This window comes from Brevibacillus sp. DP1.3A, assembly GCF_013284245.2.
Lineage (GTDB): Bacteria > Bacillota > Bacilli > Brevibacillales > Brevibacillaceae > Brevibacillus.
In genome coordinates, this window is sequence record NZ_CP085876.1 from 2,066,739 (window position 1) to 2,084,733 (window position 17,995).

At 49.8% G+C, this 17,995-nt stretch carries 15 protein-coding genes; 12 read left to right on the top strand and 3 right to left on the bottom strand.

The window, feature by feature from the left end:
• Positions 1-36 precede the first annotated feature (36 nt).
• From HP399_RS09545 to HP399_RS09555, 3 genes are all read left to right on the top strand, one after another.
• Positions 37-894, top strand: a complete 858-nt coding sequence (locus HP399_RS09545; protein ID WP_228088489.1) for a putative RNA methyltransferase — start codon at positions 37-39, stop codon at positions 892-894.
• Between the two features lie 135 nt (positions 895-1,029).
• Entirely contained in the window at positions 1,030-1,782 is a 753-nt protein-coding gene (locus HP399_RS09550) for an RNA polymerase sigma factor (RefSeq protein WP_173618546.1), read from the top strand.
• A gap of 78 nt (positions 1,783-1,860) precedes the next feature.
• Complete coding sequence (locus HP399_RS09555; protein ID WP_087346386.1) at positions 1,861-2,274, top strand: VOC family protein; 414 nt, start codon at positions 1,861-1,863, stop codon at positions 2,272-2,274.
• A gap of 419 nt (positions 2,275-2,693) precedes the next feature.
• Here HP399_RS09555 and HP399_RS09560 read toward each other — a convergent pair whose 3' ends face one another.
• Positions 2,694-3,095 carry a BlaI/MecI/CopY family transcriptional regulator gene (locus HP399_RS09560; protein ID WP_173618545.1) on the bottom strand — a complete coding sequence of 134 codons (402 nt, stop codon included), beginning with the start codon at positions 3,093-3,095 and terminating at the stop codon, positions 2,694-2,696.
• 305 nt (positions 3,096-3,400) lie between these two features.
• Between HP399_RS09560 and HP399_RS09565 the strand changes: the two genes are divergently transcribed.
• A complete protein-coding gene (locus HP399_RS09565) occupies positions 3,401-3,979 on the top strand; it encodes a TMEM175 family protein (protein ID WP_173618544.1) in 579 nt (192 codons plus the stop codon).
• 193 nt (positions 3,980-4,172) lie between these two features.
• On the opposite strand, the gene HP399_RS09570 is transcribed toward HP399_RS09565, so the two are convergent.
• Entirely contained in the window at positions 4,173-5,402 is a 1,230-nt protein-coding gene (locus HP399_RS09570) for a hypothetical protein (RefSeq protein WP_173618843.1), read from the bottom strand.
• A gap of 754 nt (positions 5,403-6,156) precedes the next feature.
• Between HP399_RS09570 and dpaL the strand changes: the two genes are divergently transcribed.
• From dpaL to HP399_RS09610, 8 genes are all read left to right on the top strand, one after another.
• Complete coding sequence (gene dpaL, locus HP399_RS09575) at positions 6,157-7,395, top strand: diaminopropionate ammonia-lyase (protein WP_173618543.1); 1,239 nt, start codon at positions 6,157-6,159, stop codon at positions 7,393-7,395.
• Positions 7,392-8,552: an ArgE/DapE family deacylase gene (locus HP399_RS09580; protein WP_173618542.1), complete on the top strand. Its 1,161-nt coding sequence runs from the start codon at positions 7,392-7,394 to the stop codon at positions 8,550-8,552. Before dpaL ends, HP399_RS09580 begins: the two co-directional genes overlap by 4 nt.
• Before the next feature lie 74 nt (positions 8,553-8,626).
• Positions 8,627-10,408: a sigma-54-dependent Fis family transcriptional regulator gene (locus tag HP399_RS09585; RefSeq protein ID WP_173618541.1), complete on the top strand. Its 1,782-nt coding sequence runs from the start codon at positions 8,627-8,629 to the stop codon at positions 10,406-10,408.
• A gap of 100 nt (positions 10,409-10,508) precedes the next feature.
• The gene (gene lepB, locus HP399_RS09590; protein WP_173618540.1) at positions 10,509-11,066 is read left to right on the top strand and encodes a signal peptidase I; all 558 of its coding nucleotides are present in this window, start codon (positions 10,509-10,511) and stop codon (positions 11,064-11,066) included.
• Between the two features lie 98 nt (positions 11,067-11,164).
• Complete coding sequence (locus HP399_RS09595; RefSeq protein ID WP_173618539.1) at positions 11,165-12,661, top strand: helix-turn-helix domain-containing protein; 1,497 nt, start codon at positions 11,165-11,167, stop codon at positions 12,659-12,661.
• Positions 12,662-12,824: 163 nt separating this feature from the next.
• Complete coding sequence (hutU, locus tag HP399_RS09600) at positions 12,825-14,495, top strand: urocanate hydratase (protein ID WP_173618842.1); 1,671 nt, start codon at positions 12,825-12,827, stop codon at positions 14,493-14,495.
• A gap of 5 nt (positions 14,496-14,500) precedes the next feature.
• A complete protein-coding gene (gene hutI, locus HP399_RS09605) occupies positions 14,501-15,775 on the top strand; it encodes an imidazolonepropionase (protein WP_173618538.1) in 1,275 nt (424 codons plus the stop codon).
• A 96-nt stretch (positions 15,776-15,871) separates the two neighbouring features.
• Positions 15,872-16,510 (top strand): pyridoxamine 5'-phosphate oxidase family protein, encoded by a 639-nt coding sequence (locus HP399_RS09610; protein WP_173618537.1) that lies wholly within the window; start codon positions 15,872-15,874, stop codon positions 16,508-16,510.
• A 56-nt stretch (positions 16,511-16,566) separates the two neighbouring features.
• Here the strand turns inward: HP399_RS09610 and HP399_RS09615 are convergent, their stop codons facing one another.
• Positions 16,567-17,994, bottom strand: a complete 1,428-nt coding sequence (locus HP399_RS09615; protein WP_173618536.1) for an eCIS core domain-containing protein — start codon at positions 17,992-17,994, stop codon at positions 16,567-16,569.
• Position 17,995 lies beyond the last annotated feature (1 nt).

The window sequence follows — 17,995 nt, forward strand, 5'->3', positions numbered from 1 at the left end:
TTCACCGAAATACGAATGAATGGGGTGCTTTTTTTGATGTCTACAAGTATCTCCCAGCATGTGGAGATTTTTCGTTGTCCAATTTGCCAGGCGGCTATGCGAAACGTACCTGCAACCAGCTTGGTATGCAACAATCATCATTGCTTTGATTTATCCAAGCACGGCTACGTTCACTTGGCTACGCGAACCTACAAAACAAAGTATGACAAGCAAATGTTTGCAGCGAGAAGGGCGATAGGGGAGCAAGGTTTTTTTCATCCATTGTATGACTTGTTGAGTGAAGTCATCCTGCATACGACAGAGCCTGAGGAAAGCCAGATGTACGTACTGGATGCAGGGTGTGGCGAAGGCTATCACCTGACGCAGGTTCGGCAGAGAGTGATGCAAACAAGCGAAGTCCCATTAATCGGAGTGGGTGTCGATCTCGCCAAAGAGGGAGTTGTACTCGCGGCGAAGAGCGATCCAGAAGTAGTTTGGTGCGTTGGTGATTTGACGAAAGCGCCGTTTGCCGACAGACAGTTTTCGTACATTTTCAATCTGTTATCTCCATCCAATTCGGATGAGTTTCATAGACTCCTGGCTGATGAAGGACGGATGATCAAAGTCATCCCCGAGGCCAACTATTTGCGAGAGTTACGAGAAGTCTTGTATCAAGAGACACCAAAAACAAAATATGCGAATCATCGTACGATCGACCACTTCAAAACCAGCTTCCAGCTAATCGGTAAGGAACGGGTTCAGTATCAGTTCCGACTGGATGAAGGGAGTCTTGCTTCCCTGCTCCAGATGACTCCATTGGCATGGGGGGCGACACCTGAGCAGTTGGAACGGGTGTCTGACTTGGCAGGAGTGGACATGACGATAGACTTGGTTGTGTTGATCGGCAGAAAATAAAGTAACGACTGTCCTGAGCGGGAAAAATCCGTTCTGGACGGTCGCTTTTTTATTTTTACTTGGTGATTGTTTGACAGGGTTACTTATTTTCTTGAAAATGAGAATGAATAGTCAGAATAGTTTTGGAGGGATAGTATGGGGGCAGATCAGGATGAGGCTTCCTTTTGGCGCGTACAACCTTTTCTTGCGGATATCCAAAAGCATTGCTTGTCCCTCACGAAAAACGAGTGGGATGCGCAGGACCTTCTGCAAGAAACATTGACGAAGGTGTATCGTTCCCTGCAGAAGACTCCAGACAGAGAACTGACCAAGGCATTTTTGAGGCAAATTGCCACGAATGCTTGGATCGATCATTGCCGGAAAGTAAAGGCGAATGAGCATCCCGCCCTGTTTGATGAAGCGATCTATCTGTATCAGTCCACTGTATCCGATGCGTTTGTGCAGAGAGAGGTGTTCGAGCAGCTGGCTGATCGACTAAATGCCAGACAGATGGTGCTGATTCTCATGATGGATATTTTTTCGTTTACAGCGCAGGAAACAGCCACATTGCTGCATGCGACAGTAGGGGCAGTGAAGGAAGGGGTGAAGAGGGCACGCCAGCGCTTGTTCGTGTTGGCTGAGCAATCCAGACAGGATGAAAGCTCGTCCATTAAAAAGAAAATGGACAAAGCTGGACGGCGTGATTCGTCCGGATTTGTATCAAAAGAAGGATTCGAGCAATTTTTGGCTGCCTTTCGTGCGGGGGATGCCTATGCGATTTGTCAAACGTACCTGCGCTTCGCCGAACAGGGCGTGAGCGTGGAAAAGGTCTCGGTAGCAGGCGATCACCTTTTCTTTGCTGTTCGTGACCCGGATGGACATTTGCTGCATTTTTTTCAGAAATGGTAAAGGTACCCGTTTCTTTTTGTTCTTTTCTTTCGTTCATGAGGGTGAAAGTACATATTTGAAATAAAGGAGCGAACACAAATGAGTATCCATGTGCGTAATTTTGCGGTTGTACAGCTGCCTGTCAAAAACTTGGAGGTATCCATAAAGTGGTACCGCGATGTGCTTGGCATTCCGTTTACCTTCGAATTTTCACCTGGAGACAATGAGGCTTGGTTGAATGTAGGCGGAGTAGGTCTCGGGCTCATTCGTTGCCCAGAAGTTCCGCGTTTGGACTTTACCGATATGGCCGGACAAGCCCAGCCGATCATCTCCTTGCAGGTAGATCAGATCCATGAGGTTTATGAGGAGTTGAAAAGCAAAGGAATCGAAGTAAGTGAAATGACGTACAAGCGAGGCGGAGGCTACAGCTTTAGATTTCGTGATCCAGATGGGCATTTGAACCACCTATGGGGTGGATGGCCATCTGCTGAAGATGAAGAGAGAAACGCATAGAGTCATTCTGTTCGAAAAAGCCACTTGTAAGAGGTAAGCAGGTGGTTATTTCTATATACGAGACCGCGGTGGAGAAAGAATATTTCCAGTCTACGCTCCGGGCTACGTCCTGCTAGGAAGTGGAGACTGTCCGCTCCGCAGCGATTTGCGGGGAAATGCAAAAGTGGTAGCCGCTACGCCGTGATGCTTACCGGACTGTTAGGGAGAAAAGGGAACAGAAGCCGTATTAACACAATCAGCCAAAGCGCGTGGTGAAGCCGAGCGCTTATTCAGTGATGAAAGATTTTCTTGATGGCTATCACCATTAAAGCGACGAGGCTAGCTCCAATGGTGGCATCAAAAACCCATAAAAAAATAGCACATAGCATATCCATGCATTCTACCTCTTTACAGTAAGATCTGCTGCTTTGTCACTCTTCTCATCTGTCATCGCCTCTGCTGCTCTTGTTTTTCTGCTTTTCATTCAGAATCTCTTGGAGATGCTCGATTTCCTTCTGGGACAACTTGGCGTCTTCTAAAAAATTGGTCATCATCATGTCTGCCGCCCCGCTAAAAACTCTTTTCAAAAACGACTGACTCTCTGCCTGGATGCATTCTTTTTCGGAAATCAATGGAAAATACTTATAACTCCTTCCTGACTTTTCAAAACCGATCACCTTTTTCTTCAAAAGTCTGTTGATGAAGGTACGAACGGTTTGATCGGTCCACTCGATTTCATCAGGCAAGAGGAGTGCGATATTCTCAGCGTTTATCGGATTGTTCTTCCAAATAATCTTCATGATTTCCCACTCTGCTTCAGAAATTTTCGGCAGATTGTGCATGTACTCACCTCCTAATCCATCTTTTGATTTACAGATGTAAATATAATCTGTTGGGTTAATATTACAAATGTAAATGGAGCGAATCAAGAACATTTTCCATTTTTAACCACGAGGTCTGCTATTTACGTACACACGGCTCAGCTGCGGTTCAATTCGGCCGGAAACGCAAGGGAATGTTCGTAACAATTTTTTACGGTCCTTCATTAGCGAAAAGGTTGTGCTTGACATTATGCAGAACATATAGAATAACTACAGATATCTATAGATCAATGAAGCACGTAAAGAGGGAAACAGGTGATCACCAAATGAGAGCAAACCGGATGGAAGCGTTCAGCGATGGCGTACTGGCGATTATCATTACGATCATGGTGCTAGAATTCAAAGTACCGGAAGGCCACGACTGGTATTCGTTAATCGAACTAGGCCCAAAAGTGCTTAGCTACATCTTCAGTTTCGTTTATGTCGGCATCTACTGGAACAACCATCATCATCTGTTGCACATGATTCGAACAATGAACGGGCGGTTAATGTGGCTCAACTTGATATTGCTTTTCTGGCTATCCTTTATTCCCTTCACGACCGCCTGGATGGGGGAAAGCCATTTTGCCCCCGCCCCGATGGCATTGTACGGGATCGTTCTTCTGCTTGCAGCGACTTCTTACAGGTTTCTCCAGCTCGCAATCATTAGCCAGCATTCCGGCGATTCCGTCTTCGTAAAGTCAATGGGCAGAGACTGGAAGGTGAAAGTATCTCCTTTTCTCTACTTGCTCGCAATATTGACCGCGTATGTGGGGCCATGGGTTTCCGGTTTCTTTTACGTACTCGTGGCTGTGATCTGGGTCGTGCCGGAAAAGCGAATCGAGCACATCTTGAGAAGCGAATAATTGGGCCTAAGCAAAGCCTCCAAACCGGAGGCTTTTTTTCAAGTAAATCCGAAATGAATTATTTTTCGAAAAATAGGTTTCTGTACAGCTTGATTAAACGAACAGAGAACGATCGTCGAATACAACGAACTCAAAAATGGCCATCCCGCAAAGGATGGCCTTAAAACTTGCTATCAACATTCCTTTACTTTCATCAGTAATCGCGTGCTGCGTCGAACCAGCGTTGAGCCGTCTCCTCCGTAATAGGCTGGCCGATTAGGTGGTTAGACTGGCTTAGTTGCCATACAGCTTCACCAAGGTCTTCTCGTTCACTGGTCTCGATACCTTTGAGGGTGTTGAAACGCACGGTGAAGGCGGTAATGGCTGCCTCGGCATCAGCAAGGCTACAGGCTTGGGCCAAGGCTGCTTGTGCAATGTCATAGGCTTCATTAGCCAGCTTGGCCAGACGTTTAGGCCAGGAAGAAAATGGGCGGCCAAACTCGGTCGTCCACCACTCAGGCTTTCGTAATTGGCTCACTGAAGCGTAGCCGGTCCACGGGCGGGTGTTAGCTCGCGCTTTCATTTGCTGCCTCAGTCGCTTACCCGTAATCTCCTCCACGTTATAGGCGATAAATCTGTCAAGCAACGGCCACACATTTAATGGCGGCAAGTCACCCAGATCAGGCATGAAGCGCAGCTCCAAATTCGTTAACTGGGTCTGACGAGCTAGCAACTCCAAATCGCAGAAATTCCCCCACAAACTCAGTGATGTAAGATTCTGAAATTGACTTAGGCACTCCAGCGAGATAGGCTGCGCCAGCGGTTCGTTTCGAAGCGTCAAGCTCGTGACCTGGTGCAGCTCGCCCAGATCGCCCAGATCGGGTAACAAGAAGGGATCATTATTCTTGCGGCGGCTGGTGCGCGGCTTCAACGTCAGAGAGTAGGGCATGTCGCCATCGACAGAGAAACGCGATAGATCGCCAGCCACACTCAGACGGAAATATTCAGAGACCTGGTGCTTCGGGAGTTTTAGATGCAAACGGTTTTCAAACTTGTCCAGTTCGATAGACAAGTCGTGCAATTTGGAATGGCTGGCGTCCACGACTATGTCATTAGGCAGGATTGGAACCCATGACATTCCTTCAATGGGGCGTTCTTTGGCCCAGTCGAAGAAGCTCGCGTCGCTACCTGTGTAGTACAGAACTCGCGGCCAAGGCGATCCAGCTGGGGTGGCAAAGGAATCGAATACGCTCCAATTGATGGGCGTATAGGGATCGACGTGCAGGTCTGCTTTATTGCCCAATTGTGACGGTCCGATGGAGAGGCTCCCTACGCCGGGCTTAAGAACAAGCGTGTGGCTCTGTGGGCCAGTCAGGTCGATGGGATAACGACCATCTTCTCTTATAGAACCAGCAGGAGAACGAGATTGCTTATGAATTGGCATTTCCTTCATCCTTCCTTCTTAACTCCTGTCTTCTGTGCTATGTATCAATCCATTTCAATATCTTGGAGCCTTAATAAAAATATAGCATATAAAGCTAGGCCGAGCTTGTAGTTGCTGCGGTGGAGAGAAGAATATTTCCAGTCTACGCTCCGGGCTACGGATGTGTGGACTGTCCGCTCCACAGCGATTTGCGGGGAAATGCAAAAGTGGTAGCCGCTTCGTCGCGTGGGCAGGTTGCATTTCTTTTGCCCGCAAATCACTGCGAAGCTGGGTTGGACTTCGAAAGTCGCTAGGACTGGAAATATTCTTCTCTGACGTAGCTAATTGTTTGTTTTCAATCTTTAAAAGCCACTTGAAATCCCATCCGCTCGTAAGGAAACAGGAGAAAAAAGCGAAGATCTTTGGGGCGCCTACCGAGGCGCAATGGAAAAAGTGAAACACGCCTTTAAGCGTCCACCTCTGAAAAGCATCCCTGAACCTCTACTTTGGACGCGGTTTCGCTTTTTCTATGGAGCCGTGCAGTCAATCCCCCTAGCTGGTGACCCAAGAAGCTGGAGCGTTTTCTCCTGTTTCCTCCCACCACAGCAGATGGAATAAAAAATCTCAAAACAAGACTTAAAGTATCAAAATGATACGTAATAATCTCATTATGATACGACCATCACCCAATTAATAAGCCATCCACGCCTCACACGGTTGGCACGATCCTTGCTTTATCAAAGTAGGATGAAACCACCCGAGGAGGCCCCCATCGATGGATAAACGACCACCAATCTACGTTGTGAAAAATAAGCGGAAAAATAGCGAGAGTTCTCGCATTCCTACCTATTTGACTGAAAAAGAAGCCCGTTTTGCCAAAGCTTTTCACCAATCTCTCGCAAACTACGAGCCAACTCCCCTCGTTACATTGCCTGCGTTAGCACGCGAGCTGGGAGTAGGACAGGTCCTTGTAAAAGATGAGTCCAAAAGATTTGGCCTCAATGCCTTCAAAGTTTTGGGAGCTTCTTACGCGATGGCTCGTTTCTTGTGCGAAAAGCTGGGGAAATCGACAGAAGAGATGACCTTTGAAGCACTGTGCTCCCAAGACATGAGAGAGCGAATCGGAGAAGTCACCTTCGTCACTGCGACAGATGGCAATCACGGAAGGGCCGTTGCATGGGCTGCCAAGGCACTCGGACAGCATGCCGTTGTTTATTTGCCCAAAGGCTCCGCCCAGCAACGGGTAGATGCGATACGCGAGGCGGGCGCACAAGCTCACGTCATCAATGGAAACTACGATGAAGCCGTGCGTCTCTCAGAACAAATGGCGAAGGAACGTGGTTGGCAAGTGATTCAAGATACGGCATGGGAAGGCTACACGACCATTCCCACGTGGATCATGCAAGGCTATACAACGATGGCGGCAGAGGTAATGGAACAACTCTCAGCCCTCACCTATTCCAAACAGCCAACGCATCTATTCTTGCAGGCAGGTGTCGGTTCCATGGCTGCCGCAGTCTTGGGACATTTCGTAGCAGCGCAAGCAAACAAAGACGTAACGACGGTGATCGTCGAGCCACATAGCGCCAATTGCATGGTCCTTTCAGCAGAAGAGAACGACGGACAACCACATGCAGCTACGGGCGAACTCGAAACCATCATGGCAGGTCTAGCATGTGGAGAACCGAATCCGATGGCATGGGAGATCTTGCGGGAGCATGCAGACTTCTTCGTCAGCTGTGCCGATTACGTGGCGGCAAACGGCATGCGTATACTTGCGTCACCGACTGGAGCCGACCCTTCCATTGTGAGCGGGGAAAGTGGAGCAGTCGGGGTAGGGCTACTCGCTGCCTTGATGAGCAAGCCAATGTATCATCAACAGCGTGAGCAGCTTGGCTTGAATGAAAAATCCATTGTCTTGTGCTTTAGTACGGAAGGTGATACGGATCGGGATATCTACAAACGCATCATCTGGGAAGGCGCATGCCGAGAAGAGGAGGATATGGAAAAATGAACGTGACGATCAATCGAGACGAACTGATTTCATTGGTGCAGGATTTGATTCGGATTGATTCGGTGAACCCGTATCTTGATGAGGATGGGCCGGGCGAGAAAGCGATCGCCACTTTTATTCGAGAGCGTTTGGAGGCGGCAGGACTGGAGGTTCATGTCACGTCTATTAACGACACAGCGGTCAATGTCGTCGGGATCCTACGGGGAACAGGCGGCGGCAAATCCTTGATGCTCAATGGGCATATGGATACGGTAAGTGCCAAACGCATGGAAATTCCGCCGTTTGATCCTACCCTTGTGGACAACAAAATTTTCGGCAGAGGCAGTCAGGATATGAAGGGAAGTCTGGGGGCCATGATCGCCGCAGTAGAGGCAATCGCACAAGCAAAAGTTCCGTTGACAGGAGATGTCATTTTGACTTTTGTCGCTGACGAGGAATATAAAAGCATCGGGACGGAGGAACTGGTAAAGGAGCACAAAGCAGATGCGGCGATATGCTGTGAGCCTTCCGATCTGGCGATTGGTGTCGTTCACAGAGGATTTGTCTGGGTCAAATGCGAGGTGCTGGGCAAGGCAGCTCACGGCAGTCGTCCAGCAGAAGGGGTTGATGCAATCGTTCGGGCGGGCAGGGTCCTACAAGAGCTGGAGCGTCTTTCAGACAGATTGGCTCAAGGCACGGTTCATCCGATTCTCGGTGCGGCTTCTGTCCATGCATCACTCATTCAGGGCGGAACGGAGCTGTCCACTTATCCAGATTATTGCCGTATCGACTGGGAGAGAAGGACGTTGCCGGGCGAGACAGAAGCAGACGTGGCTAATGAAATGGAAGCATTACTTCAAAAGCTGCGCGCTGAAGATGAGACGTTTCAAGCAAGCGCCGAGCTGTCATTTTTGCGAGAGCCGTTTGAAGTCGGGCTGGATGAACCTGTTTATCTAGCCCTTCAGGCAGCGTGTAAGAGCGTGATGGGCAAAACGCCAGAGGTATGCGGATTTTCGGGATGGACGGATGCGGCATTATTGCAGGAAGCGGGAATCCCTACTGTCTTGTTTGGACCAGTGGGAGCGGGGCTGCATGCGGCAGTCGAATATGTAGAGGTGGATAGCTTGGTAGACATGAGTGCCATCTTGGTGGAGACGATTTGCGATTTTTGCCGGTAAAAAAATGCATAAGGGCAGGCTTCTCCTGTGATGCGCTATAATGTAGGCAAGAGATTGACGGGAGGGGAAGCCAGATGCCCTTGCGAGATATTCAAGAAAGTGTGCAACAAATTGCTTCGGCTGTTGCATCCGTTCTGCGCGTAGAGGTAGAGATTGCGGACAGTCAGTTTTTACGGATCGCAGGGACGGGGAAGAATGAGGCTGGCGTTTTGCGGACGATGGCAGGAGAGGACCATATATACCGGGAGTCGTTGCTCGCCGGGCATCCTGTTGTGATTATGCACCCGGGGCAGGATGAGCGGTGCCGTCCCTGTATGCATTATGGAAATTGCACGGAGACGGGAGAGATTTGTTGCCCGATACAATTAGACAATGAAAATATAGGTGTGATCGGCCTGCTCGCATTCGATGAGGAGCAGCGCGAGCGGTTGTTTGCGGATGTAGATGCGATATTGACCTATTTGCAAAAAATGGCCGAGCTGATCGCCATTAAGCTAAAAGAGCACTACTTGTACGTCGAGCAGTTGCATACGGTAGAAAAGCTGCGTGTCGTCATGGATGAAATGGACAAGGCCATGTTTCTTGTCGATCAAGACAATCGGATCATTCAGGCGAACCAGCGTGCCCGTCAGTATTTGCAGCTCGATCACGACGACAGTCAAACGGCAGAATGGATAGATGCCATTCGCCGCGCAGATGCTACGCAGTCTGCGCCAAAGCAGGTCGTTTTGTCCATCGGGCAGGAAGACAAGACATTTTTGTTTGCCATCAAGCCCATTCTACTAGCAGGAACGGTCAAAGAATGGGTGATTACGCTTGATGATGTACAAGAAGTCGTGCAAATCGCAAGGCAAGTGAGTGGATACTCGGAGCCCGATCCTTTTCGGATGATCGGTGGAAACAGTCCTGCAATTGTACAGGCAAAGGAAGTGGCAAGGCGTGTGGCAGCCAGTGATTCGACTGTCCTGCTCCAAGGTGAAAGTGGTACTGGCAAGGAGCTCTTTGCCAAAGCCATTCATCAGGCAAGCCCGCGCCGAGCAGAGCCGTTCCTCTCGATTAATTGCGCCGCAATCCCTGAGCATTTGATAGAGAGCGAATTGTTCGGTTACGAGGAAGGCTCATTCACAGGAGCGCGAAAAGGTGGAAAGTCAGGCTTGTTTGAGGTCGCAGGAAAAGGTACACTGTTTCTCGATGAAATCGGGGATATGCCTATGCATTTACAGAGCAAGCTGCTGCGCGTGTTGCAAGAAAAGGAACTGTACCGAATTGGAGGTAACGGTAAGCCCATACGCTTAGCGGCAAGGATCATTGCAGCGACCCATCTGGATTTGCAGGAGCTGGTAGACGCGGGGTTGTTTCGGTTGGACCTGTACTATCGATTGCATGTGATTCCCATTCACTTGCCTTCGCTGCGAGAACGTAGAGAGGATATACTGCCTTTGGCGAACGATATCCTCTTGGCGCATGCGAATCGGGTGGGAAAGAAGTTGCACGGCTTTTCCCAAGAGACGCAAAACGTCCTGTTTCATCACGACTGGAGAGGAAATGTCCGAGAGCTGGAAAATGTAATCGAGTACGCGGTCAATATGGAAGCAACCTCTTGGGTCCAGCCTGCGAGCTTGCCCATTCGAACGGGAATGCTGCGAGAATCTTCCCCACATTCCGTAAAGGAAAGTCAGGGGCCATTCGACTGGCAAAAGCAAGGACTTATGCTGAAAGAACTGGAACGAGCAGCTATCGATACCGTGATGCAACAAATCCGGGATAGAAACGGACGAAAAGAAGAAGCAGCTGCGCTATTAGGGATAAGCCGGGCAACGCTGTTTCGGAAACTGCGCGAGTACGGTATCACCTGATCCGACTTCTGGCTGACTTTTTGGGATTGAGCGGATAATGTGGTATGATGGTTTCGATACAGGAAGAGAGACTGGTAAAAGGAAGGAGTGCCAAAAGAAAATGAGAGAAGTATTGGGATGGATTCGATCGATAACCTTTGCTGTCGTTTTCGCTCTTGTCCTCGGAATCTTTGTATTTCAACCGTTCAAGGTTGATGGGCATTCCATGGACCCTACCTTACAAGACGAACAGCGCATATATGTGTCTAAACTATCACACACGTTTTCTTATTTGCCAGATTACGGCGATATTGTCGTGATCGACAGTCGGGTAGAGCGTGACCGTACTTTGATGGACGATATCGTAGGGCATCCTTTGGTGTCGCTGGTCACAGGTCAAGGCGATGATCACACGATGTATGTGAAGCGGGTCATAGGAAGACCAGGCGACGCACTAGAGTTTAAAGACAACAAGGTGTATCGAAACGGCGAGGCATTGAACGAACCATACATCAAAGAAACGATGGAATATGTAGCGGACGGAAAGATCACGGTTCCAGCCGATCATGTTTTTGTCATGGGAGATAACCGGAATCACAGCACAGATTCTCGCGATATTGGCTTTATTCCGCTGGATCATGTGATGGGAACCATGATCGAAAATCCTCTCAAGAAGTAAGAATGTGAAGGAGAAAAGGTTGTCCATTTATGGGCAACCTTTGTTTCATAGAGAAAGATGTCCCACTTTTCTGATCGCTCTAAAAAGGAGGACGGCTTATGCCCAGTATTTTGATAGCGGATCGGGACCAGAACGAACGAATCGGAATCGGATGGCTCGTCAACAGCTATGCCATTCCGTTTGACAAGGTGCATAGTGCCGGGACAATGGAAGACGTTTTCGAAATGTTGGAAGCGCATACACCGGAAGTGATCTGTATTGAACTGGACATGATTGGGCGCGGGCATTGGGACCGGCTGAAGCTTCTGGTGGATCAGTATCGTCCGACCGTTGTGGTGACCACATCAGAGGCGACGTTTGAGCGGGCGATGCAGGGGATTGGACTTTTTGCACGCGATCTATGGCTGAAGCCACAGACACCGGAATACATCAGGAGAATCCTGACGAGATGCTGCCAGGAGCGCTTAGATCGGAAGCAAATGAGCGAAGAGAAGGGAACGGGATTGGACAATGCTAGGGATGTCTCGTATCTTGACCTGTTTTTCCCCGGGCACGCACAAGCCAAGTCTTATTCGCTCATGCTGGCTCAACTGGAGGATCCGAAGCGGCATCCCGAGCTGCTACGCTTTTTTGAAGAATATCCGTTTCGCGACAAACCGGACCTTTTGCCGCTAGGGGAGGCCATTGTAGGGGTATTTCCAATGGAAGCGGCGCTCTCGCCTTCTACGCTTCACCAAATGGGCAAGCGTTTGCTGATGGACTGGGAAGCAAACAATGATGCGCCGCTCTTTTTGGTCATGTATGACGCAAGCAACCATGAGCAGAGCTTGAACGAAACGTATGCGGAAGCGAGCCAAGCGCTGCAAGTCCGCTTTTTCAAAGGATATCGGCAAGTGACGGTCGTGGATAATCGTGTGAATTGGACCATGATTGACCCATTTTTGACGCCCGCCGAACAGCGCACGTGGGTAGAAATGCTGGATGAAGGCAATCGGGAAGAGTTGAAGCAGTGGCTATATACACACTTCTTTTACAAGGAAGAGCCTTTTCCGGAGCCGGGACTGCTGCGTATTCGGCTGACGAGTATTTTGGCACAAGTCAGGCGATACATGATATCACGTGGTCTTGACTCCGCACCTTTGGGAGAGGAGTATCACCGGGTTTTCGAAACGATTCTTTACTCGCCGATCTTGTATCGGATCGTCGTGGAACTGCTGCTGTTCATTAATCAGCTTCTTGATGCCGCCCATCATTCCGTCGACGAGTCTCGTGCAGATGTCGTGGAACAGGCGATTCGCTATATAGAAGGACGTTACACTGATCCTGCACTGCGTCTGGAGGAGGTTGCACGCTATATCGACCGCAGCCCTTCCTATTTCAGTACACTGCTCGCGCAAAAGCAAGGAAGCTCTTTTCGCCAGATACTCACATCGTTGCGAGTAAAAGAAGCACGCCGATTGCTTCTCGAGACATCCTTGTCTGTCCAAGAGGTAGCAGAGCGATGTGGATTCATTAACGCCAATTATTTCAGTAAAATTTTTAAGGAAAAGACAGGGACAACTCCACGTTTGTTACGAAATCAGAAAAAAAGATAGAAATCGAAAGAAAAGACAGATTTTTTTGTCAAACTATGAATGCGGTTGCAAATGAATCGAAAATAGAGGCACCAAATCGAAAGCGCGGTGCCTTTTTTGTCTTTCCGTGCTTTTTTACAATGGAGTTAAGAAATACATCCTTTTAGAAAAGCAGGTGGAAATGATGACAACGACACAATCCGTTGAGCAAATGATCCAAGCCTTTTCAGGTACCCAATTACATACAAAGGGATGGGTGCAGGAAGCGGCGTTGCGCATGCTTTTGAACAACCTCAATCCTGATGTAGCGGAGCGTACAGAGGATCTGGTCGTATACGGCGGAATTGGCAAGGCGGCACGGAACTGGGAATGCTTCGATGCGATTGTCAAAACATTGCAAACGTTAGAGAGCGATGAAACACTTCTCATCCAGTCTGGGAAGCCTGTTGCTGTATTCAAATCGCATACAGATGCGCCACGTGTGCTGCTGGCAAACTCGAATCTGGTGCCTGCCTGGGCGAATTGGGAGCATTTCCACGAGCTGGACAAAAAGGGTTTGATGATGTACGGACAAATGACTGCGGGAAGCTGGATTTACATTGGCAGCCAGGGCATCGTGCAAGGAACGTATGAGACGTTTGCAGAACTGGCACGCCAGCATTTTGAAGGCACGCTGACCGGAACGATTACCGTGACAGCAGGCTTGGGCGGCATGGGTGGTGCGCAACCGTTGTCCGTATCGCTCAATGGTGGTGTGAGCATCAATATCGAGGTGGACCCGACCCGTATCCAACGCAGACTGGACACGAAATACCTGGATGTGATGACAGAGAGTTTGGACGAAGCGATCCGTTTGGCGGAAGAAGCGAAGCGCGACAAAAAAGGCATTTCCATCGGTCTGTTAGGCAATGCACCCGAAGTGCTAAATGCTATGCTGGCTCGCGACTTTATCCCGGATGTGCTGACGGACCAGACCTCCTCGCATGATCCACTCAACGGCTACATTCCCATCGGCATGTCACTGGAGGAAGCTGCCGAACTGCGGACACGCGATCCGAAAGCGTACGAATCTCGCGCAAAAGCAAGCATCGCGGAACACGTTCGCGCCATGCTCGCCATGCAGGAAAAAGGAGCCGTCACTTTCGACTATGGCAATAACATCAGGCAGGTGGCAAAAAACGAGGGTGTGGAGGATGCATTCCGTTTCCCTGGCTTCGTGCCAGCTTACATCCGTCCGCAGTTTTGCGAGGGCAAGGGGCCGTTCCGTTGGGTAGCACTGTCTGGCGATCCTGAGGATATTTACAAGACAGACGAAGTCATTCTTCGTGAGTTTTCCTACAACACGCATCTGTGCAACTGGATTCGCATGGCGCAGGAGCGCATTCAGTTCCAGGGACTGCCTTCCCGCATTTGCTGGTTAGGCTATGGCGAGCGTGCGCGTTTTGGTCAAATCATCAATGAGATGGTGGCGCGCGGTGAGCTATCGGCCCCTATCGTCATTGGACGTGACCATCTGGACTCCGGTTCTGTCGCTTCACCAAACCGTGAGACGGAAGCAATGAAGGATGGCAGCGATGCGGTTGCAGACTGGCCGATTCTCAATGCCATGATCAATGCGGTAGGCGGAGCGAGTTGGGTATCTGTGCACCACGGAGGCGGCGTTGGCATGGGATACTCTCTCCACGCAGGAATGGTCATCGTGGCAGATGGTACTCCAGAAGCAGCACGTCGTCTGGAGCGTGTCCTCACAACCGATCCAGGCATGGGCATCGTCCGACATGTGGATGCAGGGTACGACCTCGCGATTCAAACAGCCAAGGAAAAAGGCGTTAACATTCCGATGATGAAGGAGTAAAAACCATGACAAAACCTGTATGGATTCGCCACGCCAGTCAGCTTGCCACGCTGGCTGGCAGCTCCTCTTCCCCGGTAGTTGGAGCGCAAATGAATGAATTGTCGATCATTCAGGACGGAAGCATCTGGCTGGAAGACGGCGTTATCCAGCGTGTGGGAACAGATGAAGAGCTGGCACTTCACTATCAAGACCGTGCGCATGAGGCGCAAATCATCGATGCTTCGGGCAAACTGGTCGCACCAGGGCTGATCGATCCGCATACCCATCTGGTGCACGCGGGCAGTCGGCAAAACGAGTTCAACATGCGGCTAAACGGTGCGACCTATATGGAGATTATGAACAATGGTGGCGGAATTCACTCGACCACCGCAGCCACGCGTACAGCGACTCATGAAGAGCTATTTGCCCAGAGCAAGCAGCGTCTTGACCAATTTCTGTTGCATGGGGTCACAACCGTCGAAGCGAAAAGCGGCTACGGCCTGACATTGGAAGATGAGCTGAAGCAGCTTGAGGTCGCCAAGCAGTTGCACGAAGCACATCCCATCGACATCGTCAGTACCTTCATGGGTGCACATGCGGTGCCACGTGAATACAAGGAAAATCCGGATGCGTTTGTAGACGTGGTCATCGAGGAAATGATCCCAGAGGTCGCTCGTCGCAAGCTGGCTGTTTTTAACGATGTGTTTTGCGAGAGAGGTGTGTTCACCCCTGAGCAGTCCCGACGCATTCTCGAAGCAGGGGTCCGTCATGGGTTACTGCCGAAGATTCATGCGGACGAAATCGAACCGTATGAAGGGGCAGAGCTGGCAGCTTCGGTAGGCGCGGTATCTGCGGATCATTTGCTGCGCGCCTCTGACAAGGGGATTGAACAGATGGCAGAAGCGGGTGTCATCGCTGTGTTACTGCCTGGTACGGCGTTTTTCCTGATGGCAGAGTCAGCAAATGGCAGGAAAATGATTGATCGTGGCGTGGCTGTCGCGATTTCGACGGATTGCAATCCGGGCTCGTCTCCAACAGTTTCGCTCCCACTCATCATGAATCTGGGGTGCCTGAAAATGGGGATGACGCCAGCCGAGGTGCTGACGGCAGCTACGATCAATGCTGCTCACGCCATCCGCTGCGCGCATGAAGTAGGCAGCCTTGAGGTCGGGAAAAAAGCAGATGTCACGATTTTTGACGTTCCTGATTTCATGACCTTGCAATATCGGTATGGGATCAACCACGTAAATACGGTAATCAAAAACGGAACGATTGTCGTTGCTGAGGGCAGACTGGCGTAATATGACTCTCCTCTGGACTTCCTGCTTCTGCCATGAGCAAGAAAAGTGGTATGATGGTGGCAGGTTCGAACAAGCAGAGGAAAAGAGGGGGTAGTCATGTCAGGATTCGGAATATTCCGTGACGTGGTCACGTCAGAGCAGCAACTGCGCGAAATGATCGGAGAGCCAAGTCGTCTCGTACAGAACAAGGCGATAACCCAGCTGGATGACCATAGCCGCAATTATATTGCCCAATCTCCATTTCTGATCATTGCCACAGCAGACAAAGATGGCCATTGCGATGCTTCGCCACGTGGAGATGCGCCTGGCTTTGTGCATGTCATCGATGATCACCATCTGGTCATCCCTGAGCGTCCAGGAAACAAGCGGATGGACTCCATCACGAACATTTTGGTCAATCCGCATATTGGGCTTATCTTTTTGATTCCTACGCTGGAAGAGACGTTCCGCGTGAACGGCAAGGCTTGCATTATTCGCGATGAAGAAATACTGGCAAAGATGGCGGTAAACGGGAAGGTGCCTACGCTTGGGATCGGCGTAAAGGTAGAGGAGTGCTTCGTCCACTGTGCGAAGGCATTTATGCGCTCTGGTCTATGGAAGCCGGAGTCATGGCCGACAGAGGGGACGACTCCTAATGTCGCGCAAATGTTGGCGGATCATGTGAAGCTTCCCGGCGTGACGGCAAAAGAAGTGGCAGAGGGCTTGCAAGACAGCTATACGAAGCGGTTGTACTAATAATGTCAAAAGAGAACCGGCAGCCATCCATTCAGCGTGGCTGCCGGTTCGTCATGTTATTCTCGGACCAGGTCATCTACCAGCCATCCTCCGCCGATTTCACCCAAGTAGTAACACTCCAGCGAATACGCTTGCAAATTCGAATAGCGGATGTGTTCCGGGATAATGAATGCGGGATTTACGCCACCTGTTCCACCTGTGGGCGTTCCTCTCGTGATCCCGCGGAAAATGACCTTGATATTATAGTTCGGAAGATTGTACATGTTACTCAGTCTTTGAATAACCCTTTGCTTCAGATCGCCTAGCTCCTGAGCGGCTCTGTTTTCAGCGGTTGTGTACGGCCAAGGGTTTTCAGGATGATACTTTTGAATGACGATCACATATTCATCGAATTGATTCGTATCACGCCGTTTGTCCAATTGAGCGATTGCTTCGTGAATGCGGGCGTTAATTTGTAAATCATCATGGGAGCTGATCGTCTTGATCTCCGTAGCAACGCGTTTATTCTTGTATAAATTGCTGGAATTATCCTCGTCCATCAAGTGGACTCCCGTGTCGTCGTTGTTGTCCTGCTTCTCCAAATAGCTGTAATCGATGTCAGGATCGTTATCCTTATCTTGACCGAAATATGGCGTGATCTCCTTTCCGAAAAGACGCTGTGCTTCTTCTAACTCTGTATAGTTTCCGCCTGTAACCGAGAAAATGTCGGAAATTTTGGAGTGCAGACTGTAGCTATACCGCACTTTGTCAAAGTAAGACAAGTAGTTTGTCTGGTCAAAAAGTTCATTGATTGTTCCTTCATGCAAATCATTGGTTTTCGCCACATGTTTCTTCCACATTCTGCGTGCATCTAACAAGGCTTCGTCCCACGTTCCTTGTATGATCGGGGATGATACAGAACTTGTTCCATCAGAGTCTGTGCTATCCAGCTTGGTACCAGAAGCCGCAAAAGATCCGTAGCGATCAGCTTCTGCTTCCAGAGAGGGATCGTCATTGATGGGCAGGCTAGCATCCGGAACGTTCGCTTTTACCCGCCCTTGTCTTTGCTGGACTACATGTGTCAGCTCATGACCGAGTAGCTGTTGACCGCTTTGCGTCTCCGGCTGATAGGTGCCCGGAGCAAAGTGAATGTCATTCCCTTGGGCGAAGGCAACAGCCCCGATTTGGGAGGCGACAGACGATTCTGGATGAATCTGTACATCTGAAAAATCAGTGTGAAAAGCCTTCTCCATTTTTGTTTGGACGGAATCAGGGAGTGAGCGGCCGCTACCTGCCGATAAATTTTCCGATTTTTGCAAGGGAGTCCTCGACAACATGCGCTGCACAGCCTGATTGCCGAGAGTCTTTTGCAGAGAAAGGATGTGGGAAGAGTGACTCACCTTTCTTTGGACCTGGCTCGGCTGGAGCATGGGCCTGGAAATAGATGCTTTCGTTTTTTCATGAGTCGCATCCATAGACGGCTTGCTAGATTCATAGCGTCGCATT

Coding starts and splice junctions, on each gene's coding strand:
- HP399_RS09545 (WP_228088489.1), top strand. CDS start 37: ATGTCTACAAGTATCTCCCAGCATGTGGAGATTTTTCGTTGTCCAATT.
- HP399_RS09550 (WP_173618546.1), top strand. CDS start 1,030: ATGGGGGCAGATCAGGATGAGGCTTCCTTTTGGCGCGTACAACCTTTT.
- HP399_RS09555 (WP_087346386.1), top strand. CDS start 1,861: ATGAGTATCCATGTGCGTAATTTTGCGGTTGTACAGCTGCCTGTCAAA.
- HP399_RS09560 (WP_173618545.1), bottom strand. CDS start 3,095: ATGCACAATCTGCCGAAAATTTCTGAAGCAGAGTGGGAAATCATGAAG.
- HP399_RS09565 (WP_173618544.1), top strand. CDS start 3,401: ATGAGAGCAAACCGGATGGAAGCGTTCAGCGATGGCGTACTGGCGATT.
- HP399_RS09570 (WP_173618843.1), bottom strand. CDS start 5,402: ATGCCAATTCATAAGCAATCTCGTTCTCCTGCTGGTTCTATAAGAGAA.
- dpaL (WP_173618543.1), top strand. CDS start 6,157: ATGGATAAACGACCACCAATCTACGTTGTGAAAAATAAGCGGAAAAAT.
- HP399_RS09580 (WP_173618542.1), top strand. CDS start 7,392: ATGAACGTGACGATCAATCGAGACGAACTGATTTCATTGGTGCAGGAT.
- HP399_RS09585 (WP_173618541.1), top strand. CDS start 8,627: ATGCCCTTGCGAGATATTCAAGAAAGTGTGCAACAAATTGCTTCGGCT.
- lepB (WP_173618540.1), top strand. CDS start 10,509: ATGAGAGAAGTATTGGGATGGATTCGATCGATAACCTTTGCTGTCGTT.
- HP399_RS09595 (WP_173618539.1), top strand. CDS start 11,165: ATGCCCAGTATTTTGATAGCGGATCGGGACCAGAACGAACGAATCGGA.
- hutU (WP_173618842.1), top strand. CDS start 12,825: ATGACAACGACACAATCCGTTGAGCAAATGATCCAAGCCTTTTCAGGT.
- hutI (WP_173618538.1), top strand. CDS start 14,501: ATGACAAAACCTGTATGGATTCGCCACGCCAGTCAGCTTGCCACGCTG.
- HP399_RS09610 (WP_173618537.1), top strand. CDS start 15,872: ATGTCAGGATTCGGAATATTCCGTGACGTGGTCACGTCAGAGCAGCAA.
- HP399_RS09615 (WP_173618536.1), bottom strand. CDS start 17,994: ATGCGACGCTATGAATCTAGCAAGCCGTCTATGGATGCGACTCATGAA.